The following is a 17,253-nucleotide window of genomic DNA, read 5'->3' as shown; positions in this document are numbered from 1 at the left end:
TCGGCTGGATCAATGGAGGGGTAATCTGGTATACCATAATACCTTTATTGTCCAAACAGAACTCGCCATAGCAACCAGAACCGCAGAGGTCAGCATGAAGGCTTACTGGATCGCCCACGTCGACATCACCGATCCCGAGCAGTACAGCGAATACACCCGCCGTGCCCCGGCGGCCTTCGCCCGCTACGGCGGCAAATTCCTCGCCCGCGGCGGGCGCGCCGAAGCGCTGGAGGGCAGGGCTACTCCTCAGCGTAGCGTGGTGATCGAGTTCAATTCCTTCGAGCAGGCGGTGGCCTGCTACCGCTCGGCGGAATACCAGGAGGCCTGCGCGCACCGGCAGGGCGTGGCGAAGGCGGAGATTGTCATCGTGGAGGGGATCGAGGGCTGACTGGCTCCTCGTAGGAGCGGGCCACGCCCGCGAATCGCGCGCATGGCGCGCTCCTACAGGAGACTACCGAATGAAATGCACCTTCCCGGTGTCATCGTTACCCATGTAGATCCCATACACCCCCGCCTGCCGCTCCTCGATGTAACGCTCGAGAATCTGCCGGATCGCCGGGTAGTAGATGCAGTCCCAGGGAATCTCTTCCGGCGCGAAGAATTTCACCTGCAGGGACTCCGGCCCATGCTCGCCGGTTTCCTCGATCACGGTGGCGCGGAAGATGATGTAGACCTCGCTGATCTTCGGCACGCTGAAGATGGAGTAGGGCGAAACGATGTCGGCGCGCACTCCGGTCTCTTCCCAGACTTCGCGCAGGGCGGCCTGCTCGGTGGTCTCGCCGTTTTCCATGAAGCCGGCCGGCAGGGTCCAGGTGCCGGGGCGCGGCGGGATGGCGCGCTGGCAGAGGAGGTACTTGCCGTCGCGCTCGACGATGCAGCCAGCGATGACCTTGGGGTTCTCGTAGTGGATGTAGCCGCAGCCCGCGCAGATGAGGCGCTCATGGGTATCCCCCGGCGGGCACTGGCGGCTCAGGCCACCACTGCCGCAAGCGGGACAGAAGCGCGGGGCGGTCATGGCGTCAGCGTCCGATGCGCGGCTCTTTGAGCGCGATGGGGGTGGCGATGTCGCGGACGTTGCCTTCGCCATCCTGCTTGGAACGCAGGTAATCCAGGGCGACCTTGGCGGCGGCGCGGACGTGATCGACCGAGGCCTGGTGAGCCGCGACCGGATCGCCGCTCTTGATCGCCTCGACCATGCGTTCCATTTCCTGATTGCTGGCGCTGCGGCGGTTCTCCTGGGATACGGAGGTGGCGCGCAGGTAGCTGATGCGCGCCTGCAGCTGGCGCAGCTGGGTGGCGGCGGTGCGGTTGCCCGAGCCTTCGAGCAGCACGTCGTAGAAGCCTTGCACCGACTCGATCACCTGTTGCAGTTCGCCATCTTCCAGGGCCTTGCGGTTTTCCTCCAGCGCGCGCTCCAGGTTGCGGATGTCGCGGGCCTTGGCGTTGAGGGTGAAGAGCTGGACGATCAGGCCTTCGAGCACGCAGCGCAGCTCGTAGATGTCGACGGCGTCTTCCAGGGTGATGATGGCGACGCGCGGACCCTTGGCGTCGGCGAACTCCACCAGGCCCTCGGACTCCAGGTGGCGAAGTGCTTCGCGCACGGAGGTGCGGCTCACGCCCAGGCGGTCGCACAGGTCGCGCTCCACCAGGCGGTCACCCGGCAGCAGCTGGAAATTCAGGATGGCGCCGCGCAGCTTGTCGAGGACGATTTCGCGCAGTGTGACGGGGTTGCGATTGACCTTGAAGCTATCGTCGAGTGGCAAGCGTTTCATGGGGTCCGCTCTGTGTACTGGCTGTCCGTAGGAGGAACGATGGAGCACGCTCAGGGGCTCCCTCGTCAAGTAGGGTCAGCAATCAACCACGTTCCTCGGCGTCGGCCTCGGCGAAGGCTTCGCGGGCGAGGCGGAAACTGTCCACTGCCGCGGGCACTCCGCAATAGATGCCGACCTGCAGGAGGATCTCGCGGATCTGCTCTCGGGACAGGCCGTTGCGCAGGGCCCCGCGTACGTGCAGCTTGAGTTCGTGAGGGCGGTTGAGTGCCGAAATCATCGCCAAGTTTATCATGCTGCGTTCCTTGAGCGATAAGCCCTCCCGGCCCCAGACGTGGCCCCAGCAGTACTCGGTGACCAGCTCCTGCAGGGGGCGGGTGAAGTCGTCGGCGTTCTGGATCGACTTGTTCACGTAGGCCTCGCCCAGCACCTGGGTGCGGATCGCCAGGCCTTTTTCGTATTTCTCGTTGCTCATCGGTCGCTCCTTTCTATCCCTGTAGGAGCGAGCTTGCTCGCGAACCCGTCCAGCATCGGTGTCGCCGGGAAATCCGTTCGCGAGCAAGCTCGCTCCTACGAAAAGCATCAGCCCGCAGGCTGGAATAAAAAAGGCCGCTGCCGAGGGTGATGGCGAGCGGCCTTGCAAAGCTCTATCCGGCTATCACCGGCAGTGCGCCGAGCTTGCCGCGGTGATAGACCATCGGGGTGACCTCCTGCTCCGGCAGGATCAGGTTCTTCACCGCGCCGACGATGATCGCGTGGTCGCCGCCGTCGTACTCGCGCCACAGCTCGCATTCGATGATCGCGGTGGCCTTGCTCAGCAGCGGGTTGCCCAGTTCGCTCAGATGCCACTCGATGCCCTTGGCCTTATCCTTGCCCTTTTTGGCGAAGGCGTAGGCCTCCGCCTGTTGGTCGGAACACAGCAGGTGGATGGCGAACTGCTTGCTGTCGCGCAGGATCGGGTAGGTGTCCGAGGCGTAGTTGGGGCAGAACAGCACCAGCGCCGGCTCGATCGACAGCGCGCTGAACGCGCTGGCGGTGATGCCGACGATCTCGCCGTTGGTGTCCAGGGTGGTGACCACGGTGACACCGGACGGGAAGGAGCCCATCACTTCTTTGTAGATGCCGGGTTCGATCATCTCGTCGCTCCTTTTAGCGCATCACGAAGGGATCGGGCATGGGCGCTTGCGAGAGGTTGATCCACACCGTCTTCAGCTCGGTGTAGGCCAGCACCGAATCGATGCCGCTCTCGCGGCCGTAGCCGCTGTTGTGGAAGCCGCCGATGGGCGCCATGGCGGACACCGCGCGGTAGGTGTTGACCCAGATGATCCCGCTGCGCACGCCACGGGCCATGCGATGGGCGCGACCCAGGTCGCGGGTCCAGATGCCGGCGGCAAGGCCGAACTGCGAGTCGTTGGCCATGGCGAGCGCTTCGGCTTCGTCCTTGAAACGAATCACCGAGGCCACCGGGCCGAAGACTTCTTCCTGCATGATCTTCATCGAGTTGCTGTCGCACTCGAACAGGGTCGGCTCGTAGAACCAGCCTGCGGAATCGATGTCCGGACGCTTGCCGCCCAGGCGCAGGCGGGCGCCTTCGGCGAGGGCGTCGGCGACCAGGCCTTCGACCACGGCGAGCTGCTGCGCGGTGGCCATGGGGCCCATCTCGCTCTGCTCGTCCTGCGGGTTGCCGATGCGGATGCGTTGGGCGCGTTCCACCAGGCGGGCGACGAACTCGTCGTAGATCTCGTCCTGCACCAGCAGGCGCGAACCGGCGACGCAGCTCTGCCCTGAGGCGGCGTAGATGCCGGCCACGGCGCCGTTGATGGCGCTGTCCAGGTCGGCGTCGGCGAAGATGATGTTGGGCGACTTGCCGCCCAGTTCGAGCGACAGTTTGGCGAAGTTCTCCGCGCTGCTGCGCACCACGTGCCGCGCGGTGGCGGCGCCGCCGGTGAAGGCGATCTTGCGCACCAGCGGGTGGCGGGTCAGTGCCGCGCCGGTGCTCGGGCCGAAGCCGGTGACCACGTTGACTACGCCAGCCGGGAAGCCGGCCTCAGTAGCCAGGCGGGCCAGTTCGAGGATGGTCGCCGAGGCGTGTTCCGAAGGCTTGAGCACTATGGTGTTGCCGGCGGCCAGGGCCGGGGCCAGCTTGATCGCGGTCAGGTACAGCGGGCTGTTCCACGGGATGATCCCAGCGACCACGCCTAGCGGCTCGTGCACGGTGTAGGCGAACAGGTCCGGCTTATCCAGCGGCAGAGTGCCGCCTTCGAGCTTGTCCGCAAGACCGGCGGTGTAATGGAAGAACTCCGGCAGGTAGCCGACCTGACCACGGGTCTCGCGGATCAGTTTGCCGTTGTCGCGGCTTTCCAGCTGCGCCAGGTGTTCCTTGTTCTCGGCGATCAGGTCGCCCAGGCGACGCAGCAGCTTGCCGCGCGCGGTGGCGGTGAGGCCACGCCAGGCCGGGTCGTTGAAGGCGCGCTGGGCGGCCTGCACGGCGCGCTCGACGTCGGCTTCATCGGCATCGGGCAGTTCGGCCCAGGGCTGTGCCAGGGCGGGGTTGAGGCTCTCGAAGGTCTTGCCGGAAATGGCGTCGACCCACTGGCCATCGATGAACATCTGGAAGCGTGCGAGGGTCATGCGACATTCCCCTGTACGTGATTCTTGGAAACCTGTGCCTGTTGCAGGAAGTCGAGCAGCATCTGGTTGACCAGGCGCGGCGACTCCACCGGCATCATGTGGCGCTGTTCTTCGAGCACCCTGACCTTGGCGCCCGGAATGCGTTCGGCGAGCTCCGTGGCCATCTTCGGCGTCGAACCGGGGTCCAGCTCGCCGGTGGCGACCAGGGTCGGCACCTTGATGTTGCCCAGGTCGTCGACGCGGTACATGTCCTGCGTGGCGAACAGGGTGTAGGTCGTCAGATAGCCCTGCGGGTCATTGCTCGCAAGCGTCTGGCGGATCGCGGCGATCTGCGCCGGGTTGGCGGCCTGGTACTCGCGGCTGAACCAGCGCGACAGGGCCGCCTCGGCGTTGGCGTCCGGGCCGTGCTCGGCGGCCTGGCGGGTCCGTTCGATCACGCCGGCGCGCTGTTCGGCGCTGCGGTTGAACACGCTGTTGAGGATCACCAGGCCTTCGAGGCGCTCGGGACAGTGCAGGGCGAATGCCCGCGCCACCAGACCGCCCATGGAGAAGCCGATGACCGTCGCGCGGGACACACCGAGGTGGTCGAGCAGCTCGCGCAGCTGGTCGGCATAGCCGACCAGCCCACAGTCCGGCTGCGGACGCTGACTCGCGCCATGGCCAAGCATGTCGTAGGCGATGACCTGGAATTGCGGCGCCAGGCCGACGATCTGGCCTCCCCACATTTCCTTGTTCAGGCCGACGCCGTGGATCAGTACCACGGGGTGGCCCTGGCCGGTCGCCAGGTAACTGGTGCCGGCCGGTGTGCGTTCAGCGGTGAGCCGAATCATGGAGCGCTCCTGCACGGTGTGGATCACTGAGCCTGTTCGGCAGCCAGCTCTTCCAGGTCGATGTAACGGTTGCCAATGCGCGGGTGCAGGCGGCCACCGTCGGCGGCACCCAGTACCACCACGATTTCATCGGCGCGCGGGGCGTCTTCGATCTGCATTTCCAGGGTGATGTAGTGCGAACGCAGGCCTTCGTCGTCCTTGTGCATCATCGGGATCTGGATCGAGGTGCCCGGGCCGCCGCGCTTGTTGGTGAAGCTCAGGTAGCTCTTGGCATCGACCGCCTTGCGGTAGTGGTTGCCGAAACGCAGGGTGTGGATGACGGCGGAGGCGTGCTCGATCTCGCCATCGGCGCCGACCACGGCGGCCTTGCCGTAGGCCTGGATCTTGTCAGCGCCACCGATGGCGGCGGTCAGGCGCTCGACCATCAGCGCGCCCAGGTCGGAGCAGTTGGCCTTGATCTCGGGCTTGAGGTCTTCGACGAAGCCGCGACCGGCCCAGGGGTTCTTGATCACCACGGCCAGGCCGACCATGGTCACCGGGGTATCGGTGGCCTTGCCGGCTTCGATGAAGGTCTGCTCGCTGTAGGTGACGATCTTGCGAATCTCGAAACTCATGGGTCGCTCCAGTTGTGACTTCGGCTGGGTTGGGGAAGGGATTCGGTATCATGGTATACCATAATACGCTTTGTGCAAGACCTGATTACCCTGGGGTGGAAGTGTCCCGAGCCAGCGCTGGCGGGCGGTTCGTATGGATGGGGGAGGGGCAGGCGACAAGCGGTAGGCGGGGGAAACCGGCGTTTCGGCGCTGTGGCGAGGCGCGGTATCCTTGTTGTCACTTCCCGGCGCGCATGGCGTCGGAGCCGTCTGGAGAGCCATCGAGCATGAAACAGGAAATCGCCACCGTGACCGTCAGCGCCGAGCACTGGGGCCGCGAAGCCGAAGCGGTGGACAACGCCCGGGTCACCATCAGCCTCAGTGCTCCGGAGGAGGGGGTGATCGAGCTGCGCTTCAAGGGCCAGCTGGATGCGCCGGATGAGCCGACCCATGTCTGCGTGACGCTGGAGAATGGGCTGTCCTATTACGGTGAGATCAAGGGCGGCGAGGCGAACGAGGAGGGTGGGTCGATTCTCTTTGAGGGAGAGCTGATCGATCTGGATGGGTTCTGAGTTCGTAATTTTCCTGTAGGAGCGGGCCATGCCCGCGATCGCGCGCATGGCCCGCTCCTACAGACTGACTCCGCCGTCTCCGTTCCCGTAGGAGCGGACTCTGTCCGCGATGCTTCTGCTTTGGGTGTTCTGCGCCGCTTCGGCGTGTGCTGGTGTTTTTTGGTTTCGCCCCCTCGGGCGAGTCCCTTTTGCCAAACGTCGGATAGCCGCCCTCACAAAAGGAACCAAAAAGTCTTGCCCCTGCATCCGGGTCCCGCTTCGCGGGACTGATTCGCTTCGCTCACCCTACGGGCCAGCCTTCGGCTGTTACTTCGCTGCGCTCCGTTTCCCTCGCTCCATCGAAGTTTCAGGGGCCCGAACTAGGCGTCCCCCGTCGAAGGGCCATCCCTGGCCCAGCGACGCTCTCGCGGCATCCATGCCGCTCAACCCCTGAAACTCCTATTCCACTCGGCCTCCTGAAGGGGCGCTCCGGAGTGTGCGGAGGTTTCTCTGGAAGTCTTTTAAGAGCCAAGGCTGGGAACGGAGAGGGGCTCTTCGTAGGAGCGGACCTTGTCCGCGAAATCCATCGCGGCCGACTCGGTGCTCTATGTGAACGCCGGCGTCATGCGCCCGCGGTGCTCTTCCGCGATCGATAACGGCAAAACGCACCCAATAAAAAACCGGCCACAGGGGCCGGTTTTTCATTGCCTGTGGGTAACCTTACTGCCGCGGAACCATGTTCTCGATGCGCTTGGCGAAGGCATTCGCCAGGTCGCCGTCGGCGAGCAGCAGCAGGTAGTCGTGGTCCGACTTGGCCGCCGGGGCGATGCGGTATTTCAGGGTGCCGGACGCCACCTGCCCAACCACCGGCACCGACAGCGTACCGACGCATTCCAGTACGCCGCTGTCCGGGTCCTTCTCGATGATGGCCACGTCCTTCAGCTCGGCCTTGGTCAGCGCATCGGCCTGGCTGGACAGTGAGCCGCTGAGGAAGATCTTCACCAACTGGTTCTTCACGTCATCCGACCCGCAGACCTTGGCCTGATTGCCGCCACCGCAAGCGCTCAGCAGCGCAGCGGCAGCCAGCACGGCCGACAGTTTCAATACGTTCATCTATCCACCCCGTGGCGTTCCATGATGGCCATTGGATACGTCAGCGTAGGAAAAATTCCCTGATTAAACGATAAAACGCGCCACCATGCCGTTCAGGTCCACGGCCAGGCGGGACAGCTCCTGGCTTGCCGCGCTGGTCTGGGTGGCGCCGGCGGACGTCTGGGTGGCCAGGTCGCGGATCGCTAGCAGGTTGCGGTCCACTTCGCGGGCGACCTGCGCCTGTTCCTCGGTGGCGCTGGCGATCACCAGGTTGCGCTCGTTGATCAGCGACATGCGCTCCAGGATCACCTCCAGCGCCGCGCTGGCTTCGCTGGTGCGGGCCACGGTGCGTTCGGCGTGGGCGCTGCTGCTGAGCAGGGCGGCCACGGTCTGGTCGCTGCCGGTCTGGATGGCCGACACCAGTTCCTCGATCTCGCGGGTGGAGCTCTGGGTGCGCTGCGCCAGCGAGCGGACTTCGTCGGCGACCACCGCGAAACCGCGTCCGGCCTCGCCGGCCCGCGCCGCTTCGATGGCGGCGTTGAGCGCCAGCAGGTTGGTCTGCTCGGCGACGTTGCGGATCACTTCCAGTACCTTGCCGATGTCCTGCGCCTGGTTGGCCAGTGCCTCGGCCTGCTGCGAGGCGCTGCCGACCTCGCCGGCCAGTGCGCCGATGGAGCTGGAGGTTTCATATACCCGGCCCTGGCCGGAGCGGGCGGCCTCGATGGCGTCGCGGGAGGCGGCGGAGGTCGAGGCGGCGTTGTTGGCCACTTCCTCGACGGCACTGGTCATCTGGTTGACCGCCGTGGCGGCCATCTCGATCTGGTCGCTCTGCTGCTGCAGCGCTCGGCTGCTCTGCTCCATCACGCTGTTCATCTCTTCGGCGGCGGAGGCGAGTTGGCTGGCTGAGTTGCCGATACCGCGAATGGTTTCGCGCAACTGCCCCTGCATGTCGGCCAGCGCGTTGAGCAGTTGCGCCGGCTCGTCGCGGCCTTCGACGCTGAAGCGCTGGCTGAGGTCGCCGCTGGCGATGGTCTGGGCCACGCGCACCGCCTGATTGAGCGGGAGGACGATGCTGCGGGTGAGCTGCCAGGCCAGCAGCACGGTCAGCGCGATGCTGAGGATCAGTACCCCGGCGACCACCAGGCGGCCGTTCTGGTACTGCTCCACCGCACGTTCGGCGGCTGCGGCGGCGCCGTGGCGGTTGAATTCGATCAGCGTGGTCAGGCGCTGGTTGAGGTCTTTTCCTTGCTGGGCGATGTCGCCGTTGAGCTTCTGCAATGCGCCTTCGTGGTCGTTCTGGCGAATCTTTTCCAGCAGTTCGTCAACGTGACTGAGGTAGGTATCCAGGGAGCGGGTCAGCGCGTCGGTGTGCTGTTGCTCTTCCGCACTGAGGATCAGGCGTTTGTAGTCACGCAGTACGTTTTCCTTGTTCCGCCGGGCGTCGGCGATCAGGTCGAGGCTGCGCTGGCGGGTGGCGGCATCCCGGTTGACCAGCAGGCGCATCGACTCCAGGCGGATACGGGCGATGTCGTTGGACAGCTCGGTCATGTGGTTGAGGCTCAGCAGCCAGTTGCTGTCGATCTCTTCCGAGGCGGCGCGCAGGGTGGAAAGCTTGAGCAGTGAGAATGCGCCGAGGAACACCAGCAACACACCCATGATGGCAAACCCCAGGGAGGCGCGGCGGCCGATACTCATGCTTCTGTACATAGTGACGTCCTTTCTGTCATTCGTGGTCTGCGGCCCGACGTGCCTTCTGGCACAAAATAATGGCGCAGTGACATTATTGACGCCTTTCATTGGGGCGGCGACACAACAAGACGAACGGCCAGGAAGCCCTGCAAGCTCTTGTGGGGCGGGCACTTCAGCCTAGCGTCAGCCAGGCCAGCACCGCGTAGCGCCCGACCTTGGCCAGCGTCACCAGCAGTAGGAAGCGCCAGAGCGGCTCACGCATCACGCCGGCGATCAGGGTCAGCGGATCACCGATCAGTGGCGCCCAGCTCAGCAGCAGCGACCAGCAACCCAGGCGCCGGTAACGCGCCTGGGCTTTTTCCAGCGCTTGCCGGCTGACCGGAAACCAGCGCTTGTCATGCCAGCGCTCGATGCCGCGCCCCAGCACCCAGTTCACCAGCGAGCCGAGCACGTTGCCCAGGCTCGCGGTCAGCAGCAGCGACCACAGCGGGTATTGCCCGCCAAGCAGCAGGCCGACCAGCACGGCTTCCGATTGCAGGGGCAGCAGGGTGGCGGCGCCGAAGGCCGAGAGGAACAGGCCGGCGTGGGCGGCCAGGGCGAGAGGCAGCATGGGGGAAATTCGTCGACTTTCCGGGACAGAAAAAAGTGCTGGTTTTTTGGAATAAAGAGGCGAGCTTTAGGCGTGTCCAGATACTATATGTCCTATCTTGCTGAGGAATTAGTAGGAATTTGCATTTGCGAGCCTAAGCTCTTTCGCATGCACTTCCGTCAGCTCGTCTCGATCATCTCTGGGGAACGCTGTGAAGAACTGGACTCTACGCCAACGCATCCTGGCCAGCTTTGCTGTCGTCATCGCGATCATGCTGCTCATGGTGGTGATCTCCTATATCCGCCTGCTGGACGTGGAAGCCAGCACGGAACGGGTCAGCCACGACGCCATGCCGGGCACCTACGCCCTGACCACCGTGCGCTCAGCCTGGACCGATAGCATCCTGATGGTGCAGATGCTGGTCGGCCTGAACGACGACAAGCCGCTCGACGCGACCGACCGCCAGGCGTTCAACGCCAACCATGACGTGCTCTTCGATCGCATCGCCAAGTACGAGCTGACCATCCATGAGGAGCGCGACCGGCAGATGCTGGAGCGCTTCAAGCTAGAGGCGCAGGAATACGAGGAGCAACTGGCGCAGGTGCTGGACCTGTACGGCAAGGACCGCGTCGCCACGCGCAAGATGCTGGTGGAGACGCTGGACCCGACGTGGGAGAAAGGCCGCCGGACGCTCAACGACCTGATCGACCTGAACAAGCAGATCGCCGACGCCGCGGCTGCCGCCATCGTCGTCGAAGTGCAGCGGGCCAAGCTGATCATGCTGGTGTCGATGCTGCTGGCCCTGGTGGTGGCGTCGATCTGCGGCTTCCTGCTGATGCGCGCCATCACCCAGCCGGTACGCCAGGTGGTGCGCGGCCTGGGGTCGATGGGCGGCGGTGACCTCACCACCCGCCTGGCGCTGGAGCGCAACGACGAGTTCGGCGTGATCGAAACCGGCTTCAACGGCATGGCCGAGGAGCTCAAGACCCTGGTATCCCAGGCCCAGCGCTCGGCCATCCAGGTCACCACCTCGGTCACCGAGATCGCCGCCACCTCCAAGCAGCAGCAGGCCACCGCCACCGAGACGGCCGCGACCACCACCGAGATCGGCGCCACCTCGCGGGAGATCGCCGCGACCTCGCGCGACCTGGTGCGCACCATGACCGAGGTGTCCTCGGCCGCCGAGCAGACTTCCACCCTGGCCGGCTCCGGCCAGCTGGGCCTGGCGCGCATGGAAGAAACCATGCATCACGTGATGGGCGCCGCCGAGTTGGTCAACGCCAAGCTGGCGATCCTCAACGAGCGCGCCGGCAACATCAACCAGGTGGTCACCACCATCGTGAAGGTCGCCGACCAGACCAACCTGCTCTCGCTCAACGCCGCCATCGAGGCCGAGAAGGCCGGCGAGTACGGTCGCGGCTTCGCCGTGGTGGCCACCGAGGTGCGCCGCCTGGCCGACCAGACCGCCGTGGCCACCTACGACATCGAACAGATGGTTCGCGAGATCCAGTCCGCCGTGTCCGCCGGCGTGATGGGCATGGACAAGTTCTCCGAGGAAGTGCGTCGCGGCATCTCCGAAGTCGGCCAAGTCGGCGAGCAGCTCTCGCAGATCATCCAGCAGGTACAGGCGCTGGCGCCGCGGGTGCAGATGGTCAACGAGGGCATGCAGGCCCAGGCTACCGGTGCCGAGCAGATCAACCAGGCGCTGGTGCAGCTCGGCGAGGCCACCGGGCAGACCGTGGAATCGCTGCGCCAGGCCAGCTTCGCCATCGATGAATTGAACCTGGTCGCCAACGGACTGCGCAATGGCGTCTCCCGCTTCAAGGTCTGACGCTGCGGTGGCCGGCAGGCTCTACCTGCAGTTCCGCCTCGGCGCGGACCGCTATGCGCTGGACGTGCACGACGTCATCGAAGTGCTGCCGTTGCCGGCGCTCAAGCGCCTGCCCGAAGCGCCGGCCTGGGTCGCCGGGCTGTACGCTCACCGGGGTGAGCTGCTGCCGGTGCTCGACCTCAGCCAGCTCGCCTTCGGCCACAGCGCGCCCCGGCGCACCAGTACGCGCCTGGTGCTGGTGCGCTATCGCGTGGACGCACAGGCGAGGGAACAGTCTCTCGGGCTGATCCTCGAGCAGGCCACCCACACCCTGCGTCGCGATCCGGCGGCCTTCCGCAACTATGAACTGGACAACGGCAGCGCCCGCTACCTTGGCCCGGTGCTGGAAGACGAGCAGGGGTTGTTGCAGCGCGTGCGGGTCGACCAGTTGCTGACCGATGAGGCGCGTGAGCGTCTGCTGCGTGATGCGGGGAATGCGCTATGACCGATCCGCGCATTGCCCAGTTGCTCAAGGAACGCATCGGCCTGGATGCCGAGTCGGTAGGCGATGCGGTGATCGGCCGCGCCGTGCGCCAGCGCAGCACCAAGGTTGCCGAGGGCGATGCCGGCCTTTACTGGGAGCGCCTGCAGGCGTCCGCCGAAGAGGTGCAGGCGCTGATCGAGGCGGTGATCGTTCCAGAGACCTGGTTCTTCCGCTATCCGGAGTCGTTCGCCGCGCTGGCCCAGCTGGCCGGTCGCCGGGTGCATGCAATGGCCGGGGCGCGCCCACTGCGCCTGCTCAGCCTGCCGTGCTCGTCGGGCGAGGAACCCTATTCGATGGTCATGGCGCTGCTCGACGCAGGTCTCGCGCCTTCGGCCTTCCAGGTCGACGCGCTGGACGTCAGCCGCTCGGTGCTCGAACGCGCGGAAGCCGGTCGATACGGCCGCAACTCTTTCCGCGGCGACAACCTGGGTTTCCGCGACCGTTATTTCACCGGCGTTGACGGTGATTTCCAGATCAGCGAGACGGTGCAGGCCAAGGTGCAATTCCGCGTCGGCAACCTGCTGACGCCAGCGCTGCTGGCCGACGAGGCGCCCTACGACTATGTGTTCTGCCGCAACCTGCTGATCTATTTCGACCGCACCACCCAGGAGCAGGTGGTCGAGGTGCTGCGCCGCCTGGCGCGTGAGGACGGGGTGCTGTTCATCGGGCCCGCCGAGGCCAGCCTGCTGTCCCGCCAGGGGCTGCGCCCGCTGGGCGTGGCGCAGTCCTTTGCCTTTCCGCTGGACAGTCAGGAGCCGGGGGCGCGTCCCGCCTTTGTTCCGCCGTCACCCCGGCCCGTCCGGACGCCGCCCAGAGCCAGCGTTGCGCCAATCCGCCCGAGCATTGCGAAGCCGCAGGCCCCGGTGTTGCAGCCAGCTCCGCCGCCCGTCCCGGCCAGCGCGGGCCTCGCGGACATCGCCCGGCTGGCCAATTCCGGCCAGACCGCCGAGGCGCGCGAGCACTGTGAAGCATTGCTCGTCGAGCAGGGGCCCAACGCCGAGGCTTTCTACTGGCTGGGCCTGCTCAGCGATGCCCAGGGACAGTCGGCGCAGGCGCAGGGCTACTACCGCAAGGCGCTGTATTTGCAACCCGATCATCAGGAAAGCCTCCTGCATCTGGCCGCGCTGCTCGCCGCCCAGGGCGACGCGGAGGGAGCCCGGCGCCTGCAGGAACGCGCCGCGCGAGGAGTGAAGCGCGATGCCTGAGCACGACTACGAACTGCAACTGGATGCCCACGCCGAGCCGGTGGACGACTGCTGGAACCGCGTTGGCGTGCGCGGTGACAAGTCCTGCCTGAAGCTGGTCGAGCACATCCACTGCCGCAACTGCCCGGTCTACGCGGCAGCGGCGATCCGCCTGCTGGACCGCTATTCGCTGGGCGACGAGTCCGCCGCGCGGGCGCCGGCGGCCAACGAGGTCGCACCGGAGGAAGGCTGTGCCTACCTGATCTTCCGTCTCGGCGATGAATGGCTGGGCCTGCCGACCCGCGCCCTGGCCGAGGTCGCCTCCGAGTCGGCGGTGCACTCCCTGCCGCACCAGCGCTCGCCGGCTCTGCTGGGCGTGGCGAATGTGCGCGGGACGCTGGTGGCCTGTGTCTCGCTGGGTGAGCTGCTCGGCCTCGACCGCCGCTCGGTCGCCACCGACGGACGGCGAGTGGTGCCGCGTATGCTGATCCTCGCGGCCGCCAGCGGCCCGGTGCTGTCGCCGGTGGATGAGGTGGACGGCATTCATGAGCTGGACAGCGCCGCCGTGATCGCCGCCTCCGGGCAGTCGCTGGCGGCCAATGATCGATTCACCCACGGCGTGCTGCAGTGGAGCGGCCGCAGTGTCCGCCTGCTCGACCCCGAGGCGTTGCTCGAAGCCGCCACCCGGAGCCTCGCATGACGCCGGATCAGATGAAGGACGCCTCGATGCTGGAGCTGTTCCGCCTGGAGGCGGAGGCCCAGACGCAGGTGCTCAGCCAGGGGTTGCTGGCGCTGGAGCGCAACCCGACCCAGGCCGACCAGCTGGAAGCCTGCATGCGCGCCGCCCATTCGCTCAAGGGCGCGGCACGGATCGTCGGGCTGGATGCCGGCGTGCAGGTCGCCCACGTGATGGAGGACTGCCTGGTCGGTGCCCAGGAGGGCCGGCTGCTGCTGGCGCCGGAGCATATCGATGCGCTGCTGGCCGGTACCGATATCCTGTTGCACATCGTGGATGCCGAGGCCGCGCGCGCCGAACAGGCGCAGCAGGCGATCCCGGCGATGGTGCAGCATCTGCAGGCGCTGGTGAGCGGCCAGACTCCGGTCCGTGCCACGCCGCCGGCGCCGCCAGCGACAGCTGCGGTCCCGCCCGCGCCTCCAGTTGAGGCAGAGGTCGCGGCCGAGCCGGCTCCACGCCGCCGCGCCAGCGACGGCGACGACGTTGGCGACCGCGTCCTGCGGGTGACCGCCGAGCGTCTCAATCAACTGCTCGACTACTCCAGCAAGGCGCTGGTGGAGTCCCAGCGCCTGAAGCCGCTGCTCGATTCGCTGCAGCGCTTGAAGCGCGTGCAGGCCAGTGCCAGCCGCGTGCTCGACGGCGCCCGCGATGCCGTTGGCAGTGCCACGCTCGATCCCGAGGCCCAGGCGTACCTGGCCGATGCGCGGCGGCTGGTTGGCGAGTGTCAGCAACTGCTCAGTGAACAGATCGCCGAGCTCGATGAATTCAGCTTCAAGGCCGGCCAGCGCGCCCAGTCGCTCTACGACACCGCGCTGGCCTGCCGCATGCGACCGTTCTCCGATGTGCTCGGCGGGCAGACCCGGATGGTCCGTGACCTCGGGCGCTCGCTGGGCAAGAGCGTGCGCCTGGAGATGCAGGGCGTTTCCACCCAGGTCGACCGCGAGGTGCTGGAGAAGCTCGAAGCGCCGCTCACCCATCTGCTGCGCAATGCCGTCGATCACGGCATCGAGTCCCCCGAGGTGCGCCGTCAGTCCGGCAAGCCGGAAGAGGGCTGCATCCAGCTGCTGGCCCGGCACCACGCCGGCATGCTGGTGCTGGAACTGCATGACGACGGCGCCGGGGTCGACCTGGAGCGCCTGCGCGGCGCCATCGTGCGCCGTCATCTGGCCACCGAAGAGACCGTGGCGCGGCTGACCGAGGACGAGCTGCTGACTTTCCTGTTCCTGCCCGGCTTCAGCATGCGCGAGCAGGTCACCGAGGTTTCCGGCCGTGGTGTCGGCCTGGATGCCGTGCAGCACATGGTGCGCCAGTTGCGCGGCGGCATTCGCATGGAGCAGGTGAGCGGGCAGGGCTCGCGCTTCCACCTGGAGGTGCCGCTGACCCTCTCGGTGGTGCGCAGCCTGGTAGTCACCATCGGCGGCGAGGCCTATGCCTTCCCGCTGGCGCATATCGAACGCATGCGTCGACTGGCGCCGGACGAGATCGTCCAGCTCGAAGGCCGCCAGCAGTTCTGGCACGAGGGGCGGCACGTCGGTCTGGTCTCTGCCAGCCAGCTGCTCCAGCGCCCCGAGGGGAGCGCGGGTGACGACGATATCGCCGTGGTGGTGATCCGCGAGCGCGACATGGCCTACGGCGTAGCGGTGGAGCGTTTCATCGGCGAGCGGACCTTGGTGGTGCTGCCGCTCGACCCGCGCCTGGGCAAGGTACCGGATGTGTCCGCCGGAGCGCTGCTGGACGACGGCACGCCGGTGCTGATCCTCGACGTCGAGGACATGCTGCGCTCGGTGGAGAAATTGCTGGCCACCGGCCGCCTGGAACGCATCGATCCTACTGGCCGCCTCAGCGGCCCGGCGCGCAAGCGCGTGCTGGTGGTGGACGACTCGCTCACCGTGCGTGAGCTGGAACGCAAGCTGCTGCTCGGGCGCGGCTACGACGTCGCGGTGGCAGTGGATGGCATGGACGGCTGGAACGCACTGCGTTCGGAGCATTTCGACCTGGTCATCACCGACATCGACATGCCGCGCATGGACGGCATCGAGTTGGTGACCCTGATTCGCCGCGACACCCGCCTGCAGTCGCTGCCGGTGATGGTGGTGTCGTACAAAGACCGCGAAGAAGACCGACGGCGTGGGCTCGATGCCGGCGCCGACTATTATCTGGCCAAGGCCAGCTTCCACGATGAGGCCCTGCTGGATGCGGTGGTCGACCTGATCGGAGGTGCATAGTGCGGATAGGGATTGTCAACGATATGCCCCTGGCGGTGGAGGCGATGCGCCGCGCGCTGGCCTTCGAGCCGGCGCACCGGGTGATCTGGGTCGCCGCCAACGGCGCGGAAGCCATCGAGATGTGCGCCGCGCAGAAGCCCGACGTGGTGCTGATGGACCTGCTGATGCCGGTGATGGATGGCGTCGAGGCTACGCGCCGGATCATGGCGCAGAGCCCCTGCGCGATCATCGTGGTCACTGTCGACCTGGAACGGAACATGACCCGCGTGTTCGACGCGATGGGCCATGGCGCGGTGGACGCGGTGAACACCCCGAGCATCGGCACGGGCGACCCCCTGGATGCGGCCCGCCCGCTGCTGCGCAAGTTGCAGAACCTGGCCTGGCTCAATGCGCCGAGCGACGAGCGCCCGGCGACCGCCATCGCGCCGTTGCGCAAGGGCGGCGGCGCGCGCCAGCTGGTGGCCATTGGCTCTTCCGCCGGTGGTCCTGCGGCGCTGGCGGAGCTGTTCAGCCGCCTGCCGGCGAGCTTTCCCTCCGCCATCGTCGTGGTCCAGCACGTCGACGAAGTATTCGCCGCCGGCATGGCCGACTGGCTCGCGACCCAGGCGAGCATCCCGGTGCGCCTGGCCCGCCAGGGCGAGCCGCCACAGCCCGGCTGCGTGCTGCTGGCCGGCACCAATCACCATATCCGACTGCTCGGCAACGGCGAGCTGGCCTACACCGCCGAACCGAGCAGCCACATATACCGTCCGTCCATCGACGTGTTCTTTGACAGCGTGGTGGAGAACTGGAACGGTGACGCCGTCGGCGTGCTGCTCACCGGCATGGGCCGTGACGGCGCCGAAGGGCTCAAGCACATGCGCGAGCGCGGCTTTCTCACCCTTGCCCAGGATCAGGGCAGCAGTGCCGTCTACGGCATGCCAAAGGCCGCGGCAGCGATCGGCGCCGCCGTAGAGATACGCGCGCTGGGCGACATCGCCCGCCGTCTCGCCGACGTGTGCGTCTAGGAG

General features: G+C 66.5%; 18 protein-coding genes. 8 read left to right on the top strand and 10 right to left on the bottom strand.

Translation table 11 applies throughout. The annotated features are described in order from the left end of the window. Positions 1 to 94 precede the first annotated feature (94 nt). Positions 95 to 388 (top strand): DUF1330 domain-containing protein, encoded by a 294-nt coding sequence (locus GA645_RS21310; RefSeq protein WP_152225162.1) that lies wholly within the window; start codon positions 95 to 97, stop codon positions 386 to 388. 63 nt (positions 389 to 451) lie between these two features. Here the strand turns inward: GA645_RS21310 and GA645_RS21305 are convergent, their stop codons facing one another. From GA645_RS21305 to GA645_RS21275, 7 genes are all read right to left on the bottom strand, one after another. After that, a complete protein-coding gene (locus GA645_RS21305; protein WP_152225160.1) occupies positions 452 to 1,015 on the bottom strand; it encodes an NUDIX hydrolase in 564 nt (187 codons plus the stop codon). Between the two features lie 4 nt (positions 1,016 to 1,019). Beyond that, positions 1,020 to 1,772: a GntR family transcriptional regulator gene (locus GA645_RS21300; RefSeq protein WP_152225158.1), complete on the bottom strand. Its 753-nt coding sequence runs from the start codon at positions 1,770 to 1,772 to the stop codon at positions 1,020 to 1,022. Between the two features lie 82 nt (positions 1,773 to 1,854). Further along, entirely contained in the window at positions 1,855 to 2,244 is a 390-nt protein-coding gene (locus tag GA645_RS21295) for a carboxymuconolactone decarboxylase family protein (RefSeq protein ID WP_152225156.1), read from the bottom strand. 172 nt (positions 2,245 to 2,416) lie between these two features. Then, positions 2,417 to 2,905 (bottom strand): flavin reductase family protein, encoded by a 489-nt coding sequence (locus GA645_RS21290; RefSeq protein WP_152225154.1) that lies wholly within the window; start codon positions 2,903 to 2,905, stop codon positions 2,417 to 2,419. A gap of 13 nt (positions 2,906 to 2,918) precedes the next feature. Continuing rightward, the gene (locus tag GA645_RS21285; protein ID WP_152225152.1) at positions 2,919 to 4,400 is read right to left on the bottom strand and encodes an aldehyde dehydrogenase; all 1,482 of its coding nucleotides are present in this window, start codon (positions 4,398 to 4,400) and stop codon (positions 2,919 to 2,921) included. Next, positions 4,397 to 5,230, bottom strand: coding sequence for an alpha/beta fold hydrolase (locus GA645_RS21280; RefSeq protein ID WP_152225151.1), 834 nt, complete (start codon positions 5,228 to 5,230; stop codon positions 4,397 to 4,399). Before GA645_RS21280 ends, GA645_RS21285 begins: the two co-directional genes overlap by 4 nt. Before the next feature lie 23 nt (positions 5,231 to 5,253). Beyond that, positions 5,254 to 5,844, bottom strand: a complete 591-nt coding sequence (locus GA645_RS21275; protein WP_152225149.1) for an amino acid synthesis family protein — start codon at positions 5,842 to 5,844, stop codon at positions 5,254 to 5,256. Positions 5,845 to 6,110: 266 nt separating this feature from the next. Between GA645_RS21275 and GA645_RS21270 the strand changes: the two genes are divergently transcribed. Beyond that, positions 6,111 to 6,395 carry a hypothetical protein gene (locus tag GA645_RS21270; protein WP_152225147.1) on the top strand — a complete coding sequence of 95 codons (285 nt, stop codon included), beginning with the start codon at positions 6,111 to 6,113 and terminating at the stop codon, positions 6,393 to 6,395. Between the two features lie 699 nt (positions 6,396 to 7,094). Here the strand turns inward: GA645_RS21270 and GA645_RS21265 are convergent. The 3 genes from GA645_RS21265 to GA645_RS21255 form a co-directional block, all read right to left on the bottom strand. Beyond that, positions 7,095 to 7,487 carry a hypothetical protein gene (locus tag GA645_RS21265; RefSeq protein WP_152225145.1) on the bottom strand — a complete coding sequence of 131 codons (393 nt, stop codon included), beginning with the start codon at positions 7,485 to 7,487 and terminating at the stop codon, positions 7,095 to 7,097. A 63-nt stretch (positions 7,488 to 7,550) separates the two neighbouring features. Beyond that, positions 7,551 to 9,173 (bottom strand): methyl-accepting chemotaxis protein, encoded by a 1,623-nt coding sequence (locus GA645_RS21260; RefSeq protein WP_152225143.1) that lies wholly within the window; start codon positions 9,171 to 9,173, stop codon positions 7,551 to 7,553. A 154-nt stretch (positions 9,174 to 9,327) separates the two neighbouring features. Further along, on the bottom strand, positions 9,328 to 9,765 hold the full coding sequence (locus GA645_RS21255; RefSeq protein WP_152225141.1) for a YqaA family protein: 438 nt from the start codon (positions 9,763 to 9,765) through the stop codon (positions 9,328 to 9,330). Positions 9,766 to 9,955: 190 nt separating this feature from the next. Here GA645_RS21255 and GA645_RS21250 point away from each other — a divergent pair, with 190 nt between their 5' ends. The 6 genes from GA645_RS21250 to GA645_RS21225 are packed head-to-tail and all read left to right on the top strand — an operon-like array spanning position 9,956 to position 17,250. Then, positions 9,956 to 11,575 carry a methyl-accepting chemotaxis protein gene (locus GA645_RS21250; protein WP_152225139.1) on the top strand — a complete coding sequence of 540 codons (1,620 nt, stop codon included), beginning with the start codon at positions 9,956 to 9,958 and terminating at the stop codon, positions 11,573 to 11,575. Next, positions 11,550 to 12,059, top strand: a complete 510-nt coding sequence (locus GA645_RS21245) for a chemotaxis protein CheW (protein WP_152225137.1) — start codon at positions 11,550 to 11,552, stop codon at positions 12,057 to 12,059. The genes GA645_RS21250 and GA645_RS21245 overlap by 26 nt, the downstream gene beginning before the upstream one ends. Further along, positions 12,056 to 13,303, top strand: coding sequence for a protein-glutamate O-methyltransferase CheR (locus tag GA645_RS21240; protein ID WP_152225135.1), 1,248 nt, complete (start codon positions 12,056 to 12,058; stop codon positions 13,301 to 13,303). Before GA645_RS21245 ends, GA645_RS21240 begins: the two co-directional genes overlap by 4 nt. Next, on the top strand, positions 13,296 to 13,982 hold the full coding sequence (locus GA645_RS21235) for a chemotaxis protein CheW (RefSeq protein WP_152225133.1): 687 nt from the start codon (positions 13,296 to 13,298) through the stop codon (positions 13,980 to 13,982). The genes GA645_RS21240 and GA645_RS21235 overlap by 8 nt, the downstream gene beginning before the upstream one ends. Beyond that, the gene (locus GA645_RS21230) at positions 13,979 to 16,243 is read left to right on the top strand and encodes a hybrid sensor histidine kinase/response regulator (RefSeq protein ID WP_152225131.1); all 2,265 of its coding nucleotides are present in this window, start codon (positions 13,979 to 13,981) and stop codon (positions 16,241 to 16,243) included. Before GA645_RS21235 ends, GA645_RS21230 begins: the two co-directional genes overlap by 4 nt. After that, positions 16,243 to 17,250 carry a chemotaxis response regulator protein-glutamate methylesterase gene (locus GA645_RS21225; protein ID WP_152225129.1) on the top strand — a complete coding sequence of 336 codons (1,008 nt, stop codon included), beginning with the start codon at positions 16,243 to 16,245 and terminating at the stop codon, positions 17,248 to 17,250. The genes GA645_RS21230 and GA645_RS21225 overlap by 1 nt, the downstream gene beginning before the upstream one ends. The last annotated feature ends 3 nt before the right edge of the window (positions 17,251 to 17,253 follow it).

Origin of the sequence: Pseudomonas sp. SCB32 (assembly GCF_009189165.1) — a bacterium.
Taxonomy (GTDB): domain Bacteria; phylum Pseudomonadota; class Gammaproteobacteria; order Pseudomonadales; family Pseudomonadaceae; genus Pseudomonas.
Note: the sequence above shows the minus strand (reverse complement) of the source record. Positions and strands in the feature narration are given on the sequence as shown.